Here is an 11,147-nt window from a genome sequence, read left to right on the forward strand (position 1 = left end):
GTCACACTGATGCAACACAACATTTGACTTCTCCAGGGGTCAAATGTTCTTAACGCGGCAAGGACGGAGCAGGGAGCTTCGAGGGGACCTTGCCGCGTTTTTCTTTTTCAATCGCTCTGCCTGAGCGGTTCGTACTCTCACGAAAATTTCTCTTACGCTAATCCTGTCATCAGGTTGCGTCTGGATCGATCGCGGCCTCCAGAGGACGAGATGGCCTGCGAGCACACTGTGCCGCACTTCTGAATTCCCAAGTGAATGCCACGGTTTCCCCCCGCCCTCCCCTTGTCATGCGTCGGGGTGCGGCAGTCCGCTGCGAAGATTTTCACAAGTCGCGCCCGGCTTCATCCGATCAACTGATACAGCCCTTCAGGTTCGCGTATTCGGTTTCTACCGGCCTCTGATCGATGCCGACCCGAATTCCGATGTGCTAACAACCGAATGGCGGGGCCGATCGGGGGGAAATCTTTCATGCCAAGTCAGTCAGGTTCAATCCGTCCCTTCCAGACGGCATTCTGGTGCGTTGCGCTGGCCCTCGGACTGCCCGCCGTGGCATTCATGTTTGGCATGATTCGTGTGCGGCAGTTGCAGTCGGTTGCCAATCCACGCTGGGCCACGTTCGCGAGAGATTTCCAGGCGCAGCAGCGTGAAGAGGTCCAGTCTCCACCTGCTCCCACACCGGAATCCCAACACGTTGCTCAGCGTCCCGGCCACAGCAGTGCGTCCGTCCCCCTTCGGGACCGCAACGCCGTAGACCTGCACTCGTCGGTGCCAACGGCTCAGAAACTTCCGCAGACGGTCTTTACGGGCTCTGTCACCGGACGTCACTCAATCGATTCACCCGTCAGCTCCCACCCCATTCCGCCGGCAGTCGCCGAGGCGGTGCGGGGACATTCGAATTCGGAAATTGAAGAGTTACCACCCATCGTATTTCGTCCACTCGACGAAGATTCCCATCCGAAACCAGAAACTCCCACGGCTGAGGCAACTCAGCGACTGGAAATTCAACTCGCCGAAGTCCGGCAGCAGCTCCGTCAATTGACCAGTCGGCAGCATGAGCGACAACTCGAAGACCGCCAGCGCGAGACCCAGTTACTGGATGCCCTGGCAAAGCTCAACGATCAAAAGCAAACACGAAAACGCTTCGATGTGCCGGAAACACGGCTCGCGCAGCTTCCACTGCCAGACGAGGATGAATTCTCGGGTCCTCCCGCGCCTGCACCACCGACGGATGACGAAGACTTGTCTCCCGAGCCCGCTCCATCCTTCGTACCAGAAGCAGAAATGGATGACGAACCGGTCGTTGAGCCGGCGAAAGAACCGGAAGTCGAGTTTGAACCGCCGTTTGAGACGCCATCCGAACCTGCGGAAAAGCCCGCTGCCGAACCTGCCGCTGAACCTGCACCGGCACGTGATCATGAGCCAGAGTTCGAACCTGAAACAACGGAGTCGGCCCCCCCTGCTCCTTCTGTGACCGAGCCGAAAACATCCACTCCAAAAACACCAGAACTGAAAACACCAGAACTGAAGGCTCCCTCACGAAGTATCCCGGAATCAAGACCAACCCGAGGATCGGATGAGCCTTTCCGGGAACCTGCCCCGGCCTCACCAAAGTTCGCTGACAACTCACCTCCCGTCGACGAGGGACCGATCCGCATCCGACGAACTGACAGTACCGGTCCCTACCCCGTCTATACGATTGACATCGAAAACGCAGACATCCGTCAGGTCTTTGCCAGGCTCAGCGGCGAAGCCCAGATCAGTCTCTGTCCCAGTGCCGACATACAGGGACTGATCACGCTCCACCTGCGTGACGTCCCAATTCACACAGCACTCAACGCGATCATCAAATCACGCCATTACATCATCGAGCAGGACGCTCAGATCTATTTCATCCGTACCCCCGATGAAATGGCGCGGGCGCGACAGGAAACCCGCAAGGTGGTGATGAAGATCTACCAGCCTAACTACATCAGCGCCAGTGAACTGAACCGACTGATCTTCCCACTACTGTCGAGCGAGGGGCGACAGTCCGTTGCACCACCTGCTGCCGAGGGACTGGGTGAGACGAACACTTCTCCCCTCGCCGATACCAGCGGCCAGAATGATCTGGTCGTTGTGCAGGATTACCCGGAAGTGCTCGCACAGATCGACCAGGTTCTGGTGGATGTGGATGTCCCGCCGTTACAAGTGGGGATCGAAGCCAAGATCCTGCGAGTGCGACTTTCCGAGAGCCTGCAACACGGCGTCGATCTGTCGCTGCTTCCCTGTCAGCAGGACCTGGGGACGATGTACGCCGAAGGAGGACTCAAACAAGGTCGACTCTCCTGCAATGTGCCGACCTTCATCAAGTCGATGGAACGACTGGCCGACACGAGCGTGATTTCGTCACAGCGGATTCAGGTTTCCAACAAGCATCGAGCTGAAATGCTGATTGGAGACCGCATCGGGTACCAGTCCCAGGCCGGAGGAGAGATCCGGTTTATGGAAGCGGGAACGCGACTGATCCTGCGGCCGTCCGTTTCAGCAGACGGGTTGATTCGGCTCGATATCCACCCTGAATACAGCTCAGCCACCGTCAACAAGAAACTGAAAGCTCCCGTACAGAACACCACCGAACTGACAACACAAGTACTGATCCGTAACGGAGCAACCGTGGCGATTGGTGGTCTGATCTCGGAACAGGTCGTCGACACTGGACATCGAATCCCCAAAGTGGGTTCCCTGCCTATCATCGGAGCACCATTCCGTCATAAACGCGATCGATTGCAGCGAACCGAGTTGATCGTGCTGGTAACTCCACGCATTCTGGTCGACTGCGAAAACGAAGCCGAGGGTCCCTACCTGCAACAGGTTGCAGAATCCCGGGCGGCCGAATTCCGAGATAGTCGCAGCCGCTACAGCCGACAGCAGCTCGCAAGGGCTCATTACGAGCGGGCCTGTGCAGAGTTCCAGAGCGGGAACCTCGTCAAGGCCCATCTGCAGATCCATGCTTCCTTGCGCGAAAACAAGGGAGACACGGAGGCCCTGCGACTTCGCGATCAGATCCACGCCGGCCTGATGCAGCACACTGTGCAATAGGGAACAACCGTTGACCTGGGGAATTCATGTTGGCCTAAGGTGTCGCCGTCTGGAACTGCCTGCTCACCCGGCACATCTGCGGTGCAAGACGCCTGGTGGATTTCCGGACCAGTTGCCTGCAAATCGCCCTGAAATCAGGAGACTTGCATGACAATACGTAACTTTCTGACCGTGACTTTGACCGCTTTTTTGCCCCCGAAATGAAGGATCTTGCGGATTGTTTTGAGAGATTCAGCTGCCATTAAATCCGTCTTGTCCGGTTTTTCCCATCTGACTAGCATTCGCGCACGTCGAAGTGGGGAGGCTAAATCGCGCATGCGACGCGAAGAGGGACTGGTGATGTACGCCCCGAACTTGTCCGCGAGACGCTGATGTTCCGTGCTGGGCTGATTTTAATCCGTAGAGTATTCACAGCAGCTTCACTACTTGTCTTATTAGTTTGTGGGGCCGAGGTTGGGGTGCGCATTTACGAGGTCTCGACCGGCAATTGCGTCTGTGACTCGATCGCCAGCCACTGTGTCGACACGTCCGGTCTTGCAATTCCGTCGCTGTCTTGCCAGTACGAACTGAAGCCAATGGCTTCCGCCCAAGTGGAATGCCGCGATACCGATTCGCTGGTGGAGGTTCAGACCAACAGCTACGGACTGCGCGGACCGGAACTCGAAATTCCCAAGCCTCAGAACACGTATCGAATTATCGTTCTGGGCGATGAAACGATTTACGCCCCTGAGACTGCCGACGAGAATCACTTCTGTACGTTGCTGACAGAGATGCTGCAGGAACAGCTCCCCAAGAACTCGCGGACCCGGATTCAGGTCGTCAACGCTGGCGTCCCCGGTCAGTGCCCACTGACGGAGTTTCTGTTTTTCAAACAGCGGCTGATGGGACTTCAGCCTGATCTGGTCATCATGCATTTCGACTGGTCAGACGTCGCCGATGATCGCCAGATCCGACGGACCACCCGTTGCGATTCCGAGGGTCTCCCGCAGTTGTGCTCGCATACGTCGCTGCTTCCGGCACGTAAGGTTCGTCCCCATCAGGCCTGGCGCGAAAACTTCCGACTGCTCGACTGGGGAATGACCTATTTCTGCGCTGAGTGGAAGCAGCAGATTGCCCATCAGAAGGCAGTCAGCCGCGATATCGACACTAACCCTTACGCATGGCTGCGGGAAGAGCATCCCGAAAGCAATCTCGCCTTCCGCCAGTCGGCACGGCCCATCGCTGATCTGGCTCAATTGTGCCGTACTTCGCAACTGCCGTTCGTCCTCATGACTTCTCCCAAACCCTGGCAAGTATCAACCAAATGCAGTCGAGGAGAAGGGGTTCGTCTCGCCGCCGGTGTCGCGCAGGATGCCTGCTTCACGAATCACGCCCCATTTGATCAACTGGCCAGATTCGCAGAACGGATGAATATCCCGTTCGCAGACGGTTCCATGGTCCTGGCACCCGGGGCCGACGCCGAAAGTAACTTCCTTCAGTTCGCCCCACGATGGTCTCATACGGGACATCAACGTATGGCTGAACTGGTTGCGGGTTGCCTGGTAGAAAAAGTTGGCGGCCCCTGGAACGCACCTTATCTCAGAGACCAGGAACAACCCATCAGTCGCGATTTCACGCAAGAGTATCCCATTCAGCGGATCAGTGAAATCAAGGTCGCTCCGGAACCGCGGACGCGCCGCCCGGCACGAGAACTTCGCTAGACGGCCCCGTCCGGTCCGTGGCTTCACGGACTCGACGGGCAAGCCTAAACTCATTTTCATCCAATCTCGCATTCACCCCATCGTCCCACTTCCCCTGGAAGAGAACATGAACCAACAGAGTAAAGCCGAGATCTACTTCCATTCCGCCGCTGATTATCTGAAGCTGAACGATCGGATGCGCACCTTGCTGCTGATCCCTGAACGGGATGTCAAAGTTCAGCTCGCGATCCGTCTGGATAGTGGTGAAATCGAAACATTCGTCGGCTACCGCGTACAGCACGACTGTGCGCGAGGACCAATGAAGGGGGGCCTGCGTTACCATCCCGAAGTCGACGACGCAGAGGTTCTGACACTGGCGCAGTTGATGACCTGGAAAACCGCGGTCGTCGACCTTCCTTACGGGGGTGCGAAGGGAGGAGTCGCCGTTGATCCCAAGACACTCAGTACCGGGGAACTCGAACGACTGACACGCAAATTCGTGGACAAGATCCACGATATGGTCGGCCCTGACACCGATATCCCGGCCCCCGATATGGGGACGAACGCGCAGGTCATGGCCTGGTTCATGAACCAGTATCAGCAATACCACGGCTTTCAGCCCGCCTGCGTCACTGGTAAGCCGCTGGAGCTGCACGGCTCTGAAGGTCGCGAAGAAGCGACTGGGCGCGGCGTGGTCATCGTTGCGGAACGCCTGATGCATCACTTGGGTAAATCGCTAAAAGGCAAGAAAGTCGCACTGCAGGGATTTGGTAACGTCGGTACATACACCGCACGTTTTCTGCATGAGCGAGGTGCTCATGTCGTCGCCATCACCGATGTGCGCGGTGGGTGCGCTAATCCGAAAGGGATCGATATCCCCCACCTGTTCGACTACGCCAAAGCCCACAACGGCGTTCAGGGTTTCCCGGAGACCGAGCCGATCACGAACGAACAACTGTTTGCAACAAAGTGCGATCTGCTGATTCCGGCGGCTCTGGGAGGGCAGTTAACGGGCGAAACGGCTTCGCTCGTACAAGCCAAATATGTTGTGGAAGCAGCGAACGATCCGACGACTCCCGAAGGTGACCAGGTCTTCCATGAGAAGGGAATTGTCGTCGTCCCGGACATTCTCGCCAACGCGGGTGGGGTGACCGTCAGCTACCTTGAGTGGGTCCAAAACCGTTCCGTCGTCCGCTGGCCGCTTGATGAGATTCGGAACCGCCTGGAACAGCGGATGAACTCGGCCTTTGACGCCGTCTGGAAAATCGCGGAAGAGCGAAAAGTTCCACTCCGAACGGCTGCCTACATTCTGGGGATCGGCCGCGTTGCTCACGCGACCGAACTCGCCGGCGTTTCCTGACACCTGTCGCGGAAATTGTCTCTGCCCCCTCGCCGGTATGGTCACCCCTCTGTACCGGAGGGGTGAGAGGCATTGCTGCAGCACTTCGATTCGATCTCCGCATCCCATGCCCGGAGATCGACGTCACGTGACCTCAGGCAAGCAGACCCTGGATCACGTTTCCGTGGACATCGGTCAGCCGGTAGTCACGTCCCGTGTGCCGGTACGTCAACTTCTCGTGATCGAGGCCCATGAGGTGCAGGATCGTGGCGTGAAAATCATGGATGTGAACGGGATCGCTGGCGACGTTGATTCCGAATTCGTCTGATTCACCGTAGGTTGTTCCCGCTCGAACCCCTGCTCCCGCCAGCCACGATGAGAAGACCCAGTGGTGATGTTCGCGGCCTGCCGCTCCCGCAGCCGAATTAAACGGTGTTCTGCCGAATTCGGTTGTCCAGACAACCAGGGTATCCTCCAGCATCCCCCGCTGTTTCAGGTCTTTCAGCAGACCAGCGATTGGCTGATCAACATTGGCAGCAAGCGGTGCATGGGTCAGCATATCCCCATGTGCGTCCCAGTTGGATGACGATCCCACGTCGATTAACTCCACAAAACGGACTCCCCGTTCCGCCAGTCGACGTGCGACCAGACACTGCCAGGCAAACCCCTTCGTGCTGCCCCGTTCGAGGCCATACAGCTTGAGAGTTGCGTCGCTTTCCTTCGACAGATCAAACACTTCCGGCATCTCTGCCTGCATACCGAAGGCGGTCTCAAAGGACTTGATTCGTGCTGCCAGCAGAGGATCCTGGTCGCTGGATTGCAGGTGCCGCTGGTTCCGTCGCGCCAGCGCGGCCAGTTCTAATTCCTGCAATCGACTGCTGGGGGACCGCCGATGAATGTTCGCGACCGGCTCAGGCCCGGGGACAACCAGAGTCCCCTGATGGGAACCCGGCAGGAAGTCGCTTCCCCAGACCTGCCCCCCGGCGTAGGGTGAGTGTGGTGCGATGACGACGAACGAGGGAAGATTGCGATTGTCCGTCCCCAGACCGTAGCTCAACCACGCTCCGATACTGGGTCTCGCGAATGTGAAGGATCCTGTGTGGATCCCCAGTGTCGCTTCATAGTGATTTGTGTGATCCGATTTCATCGAACGGATCACGCACAGATCGTCGACGCATTCGGCCATATGAGGAAACAGTGAACTGACCTGAATGCCCGACTGGCCGTGCGGTGCGAATTCCCACTGGGGACGCTTGAGGAACATGCTGAAGTCCCCCTTCCGCCCCTGAAATTCATTTACCGACACCGTCTTCCCCGCATCTTCGAACAGCTTGGGCTTCGGATCCCAGGAATCGACATGCGAGACTCCACCGCTCATATACAGGAAGATGACTCGTTTGGCTTTGGCAGGAAAGTGCGTCGACTTCGGTGCCAGCGGATCAACGGATACCGACCGGCCCGTCTCTTCGGCGAGCAATTCAGAAACGATCCCGGGTAGCAGCAGGGAACTCCCGATCATCGATCGGAGGACGCCGCGTCGAGATGGGTCGAAGTGATTCTGATGTTTCATCGGTTCTTCAATCTCTCGAGTGATCAGTCTAAATGGAGAAATTCGTTCGATCCGAAGAGTGTGCGGAGATAAGCCGCCAGCCCCTTCAGTTCTGCATTTTCCTGTTGGCCCAAACTGGCCAGTTCGGCCCCATACTCCTGGACGAACTGAATCGCTTCTGCCCGTTCGGTTGCGGTTGGACTTCGACCAACCGTCAGTTGACTGGCCAGATTGATTTGCTCTTCGATCTGGGATGAACGGCTTAACAGCCGCGATGCCAGTTTTTCTGATTTTGTATGCAGGAACGGGTCATTCAGAAAGAAGAGCGCCTGAGTCGGGACGGTGGTCCCCAGTCGTTCGGCCGTCGACGCGTTGGGATCTGCACCATCGAACAACGCCAGAAATGGATGACGCTTCAAACGCTGCGTCATGAGGTAGATACTTCGCTTATTGTGTTCATAGACCGCGCTGAACGGACCGTGCTGCGAGTAGCCCCAGTTGATCGGCGCAGGAAACGGATGTCCCTGTGCGGGAGCGGGATCCAGTTCACCGCTGACGAACAGGATGGAATCGCGAATCTCTTCAGCACTTAACCGCCGCCGACTGAATGAGACATACAGATCACGTGTATCAGCCGGAGCCGTGGCTGTCGCAGGAACAGGCTCGGGGATTGTGGACTGTTGATAAGTCGCGCTCAGCAGAATGTGCTTGTGAATCCGTTTGATCGACCATCCCTCGCGCACAAATTGAGTCGCGAGGTAGTCCAGCAGCTCCGGATGCGTGGGACGCATTCCCCTGAGACCGAAATCGTTCGGGGTCTTCACCAACCCCCGGCCGAAATGGTACTGCCAGATCCGGTTCACCATCACCCGCGCGGTCAATGGATTGTCCGGGCGAGTCAGCCACTGGGCCAGTTCCCAGCGTCCGCTTCCACTTGTTCCCGGCGGCAGAGATTCGCCGCCGAGGACTTTCAGAAAGCCACGCGGAACCTCTGCCCCGGGTTGATCTGGCTCACCCCGTAATTGAATCCGTACATTGTGAGGTGTCCCTTCAGCCATTCCATACGTCATGGCGCAGGGTCCCTCGGCCAGTAAGCGGTTCAACTCCTGCCGCGAGATTTCGGCATCCGCCTGTGTCGCCGCAAGTTGCTGACGTATCTCTTTCAGACGGGTGCGTCTGGCTTCCTGCGAGTCACTTTGTGGGATGGACGAGGGAACTTCCAGCGAGGAGAGCGGCATCTCTGACAGCACAAAGTTGTCCGCATCCAGAGCCGGCCGGACACCTCCCAGGTGGCCGTAGCTGTCGATAAACGTGTAGTCGATCGTGCCATCCCAGCCACTGGCGAACTGGCCGTTGAACGGGACGGATTGCCGCCGCGACAACAGTCGCCCCACGAAACTTCGCTTGTTGACATCCAGCGTCAGTTGAACCTGGTACCACTCACCAACGACGAGCGAACAGACGGGCTCGCGCGCGTCCGCACTTCGCCGGAAGAACTCGCGCCCATTAAAGAACAGTTCGATCGCAGCAGAATTTCCGGGTCCATGCCCCAGATAGTATCTCCAGGAACCGTCGCCCCCTCTGTCGGTACTGGCACATCGAAAATCAAAGCTGGCGTACAGCTTTCCATCAGCACTGATCTTCACCTGAGTCAGCGATCGCCCGAACCCGTCGTATTCCGCCCGGTTGGGCAGATGAATCCCCAATTCGCCTGGCTGATACGAGTTGAGAAACGGGCTTTGACTCTCTTTCTTGAGTACGACAACGCTGTTGGGCCCCGGTCCCCACGGCGTTGCCGGAGGTGCCTCCGAGGTCTGAAGCTCAAAATCTCCGTCGAACCCGGTCAACGTCTCCAGTTCTTTTGCGAGAGCGACCGGATCAACGCCCTCTTTCTGATCAGCACTGGAAGGGATCTCAGTGGAAACAGGAGCAATCGGCGATTCCTGCACCCCCAGATTGTCGAATTCGATCATCGGAATGACTGAGCCAGAATTTCCGTTCGTGTCGAACTGGACAAAGTTAATCACTCCCTCGGCCGCAGGCGACAAACGCTTTCCACTGAACTCCGATACCGCTCCGGGATAGCCCACGGCACCCGACACCGTACCACTTCGCAGATCCAGCGTCAGTTGCAGGTTGTACCACCGACTGGAGGGCGCTGCTCCGGATTCGGCGGGGACTAAACGGGCAATGACTTCATACTCGTTCCCTTGTCGCAGCATGATCGATTCTGAAGAGATCAACACTTCTGCGGCAGGTGCGTCGGGGTGAGCCCCCACCCAGAACCGGTGAGTCCCAGGAAACGACGGGTCCGGCAGCGCAACGCGAAAATCCAGGTTCACGTGCAGTACTTCACAATTCTGGCTGGTTCGCTGCGGATAGAGGGCTTGAGAAATCTTGTACTCACCTGCTCCGGCCGAGATGCTTGCACCGACCCTGCCACGCGAGAACAGGTTTTTGAATGGGCTTTGGGCCGCATTCGTCACGGCAATCTTTCCGGAGTAAAGCCACGGCGGCACGAGGACACCGTTGCTTCCCCCCGCTGCCGCCGCCTGCAGTTCAAAATCCCCGTCCAGATCATTCAGCGATCGTAAAATGGCCGACGGAACGGGTTGCTTCTGACGCTCAAGACTGGCAGTGATTGCCCCCACGCGAGCATCGTATGCGCGCCACTGCGGAATCGACTCAGTCGGCGGCAGAAGCGGTACCATGGCCCGCACCTTCTGCTTTTGCTCAGATCCTGGGAAGGCATATCGACTGCTGTCAAAAATCCCGTAAAGCGCGTAATAGTCCTGAATCGAAATCGGGTCGAATTTGTGATCGTGACAGCGGGCACAGCCGAGAGTCAGACCAAGCACCGTCTGGCCCAGATTATCGATCGTGTCCTGAATCGTCAGATGATGATAGTTTTCCGAATCAAACCCGAATCGACGGGAAACAGCGAGATAGCCCGTTGCAGTCACCCTGTCCGAATAACGATCGGCGGATCCCTTCACCGCCAGAATATCCCCGGCAATCTGTTCCCGCAGGAACTCGTCGTAGGGTTTGTCTGCATTGAAAGAGCTGACCACATAATTACGGTAGCGCCAGGCATCCGTGACCGGATAGTCCGCTGTTTCTCCCGCGGTATCGGCATAACGGACCACATCCAGCCAGTGACGTCCCCAACGCTCGCCATAGGCAGGTGAGTCCAGCAGTCGATCAACCACCGTTTCCAGCGCCGTGGGCGATTCGTCCTGTTCGAACGCGTCGATTTCCTCGGGTTTCGGAGGGAGCCCGGTCAGATCGTAGGTGATGCGACGAATGAGTGACAACCGCGAGGCGGGTTTTGCAGGAACGACCCCCAGCGCTTCCTGACGTGCGCGGATGAAGCGGTCGAGATCCGACCGGATCCACCCCTCATCCTGAACGGCGGGAGGAACCGGCGCTTCGACGGGCTGAAATGCCCAGTGCTGAACCGACTCAAACCTGGCGGACCCAGCGGGCCAGACAGCGCCATTGC

General features: G+C 57.6%; 5 protein-coding genes. 3 read left to right on the top strand and 2 right to left on the bottom strand.

Features of this window, described 5'->3' with window-relative positions; translation table 11 throughout:
• The first annotated feature begins 468 nt into the window (after positions 1-468).
• From VGE80_RS13565 to VGE80_RS13575, 3 genes are all read left to right on the top strand, one after another.
• The gene (locus tag VGE80_RS13565; RefSeq protein ID WP_440593050.1) at positions 469-3,078 is read left to right on the top strand and encodes a hypothetical protein; all 2,610 of its coding nucleotides are present in this window, start codon (positions 469-471) and stop codon (positions 3,076-3,078) included.
• Positions 3,079-3,653: 575 nt separating this feature from the next.
• The gene (locus VGE80_RS13570) at positions 3,654-4,778 is read left to right on the top strand and encodes a hypothetical protein (protein ID WP_440593051.1); all 1,125 of its coding nucleotides are present in this window, start codon (positions 3,654-3,656) and stop codon (positions 4,776-4,778) included.
• Positions 4,779-4,884: 106 nt separating this feature from the next.
• A complete protein-coding gene (locus tag VGE80_RS13575) occupies positions 4,885-6,117 on the top strand; it encodes a Glu/Leu/Phe/Val family dehydrogenase (protein WP_373653106.1) in 1,233 nt (410 codons plus the stop codon).
• A 133-nt stretch (positions 6,118-6,250) separates the two neighbouring features.
• On the opposite strand, the gene VGE80_RS13580 is transcribed toward VGE80_RS13575, so the two are convergent.
• Both VGE80_RS13580 and VGE80_RS13585 read right to left on the bottom strand, forming a co-directional pair.
• A complete protein-coding gene (locus VGE80_RS13580; protein ID WP_440593052.1) occupies positions 6,251-7,666 on the bottom strand; it encodes a DUF1501 domain-containing protein in 1,416 nt (471 codons plus the stop codon).
• Between the two features lie 23 nt (positions 7,667-7,689).
• The coding region (locus tag VGE80_RS13585; protein ID WP_440593053.1) for a DUF1549 and DUF1553 domain-containing protein at positions 7,690-11,147 on the bottom strand (3,458 nt) is incomplete at its 5' end.

The organism is Schlesneria sp. (genome assembly GCF_036405755.1).
GTDB lineage: Bacteria > Planctomycetota > Planctomycetia > Planctomycetales > Planctomycetaceae > Schlesneria > Schlesneria sphaerica.

Excerpts from the sequence above, each read along its gene's own strand:
- VGE80_RS13570 (WP_440593051.1), top strand. The coding sequence starts at position 3,654 with ATGGCTTCCGCCCAAGTGGAATGCCGCGATACCGATTCGCTGGTGGAG.
- VGE80_RS13565 (WP_440593050.1), top strand. The coding sequence starts at position 469 with ATGCCAAGTCAGTCAGGTTCAATCCGTCCCTTCCAGACGGCATTCTGG.
- VGE80_RS13580 (WP_440593052.1), bottom strand. The coding sequence starts at position 7,666 with ATGAAACATCAGAATCACTTCGACCCATCTCGACGCGGCGTCCTCCGA.
- VGE80_RS13575 (WP_373653106.1), top strand. The coding sequence starts at position 4,885 with ATGAACCAACAGAGTAAAGCCGAGATCTACTTCCATTCCGCCGCTGAT.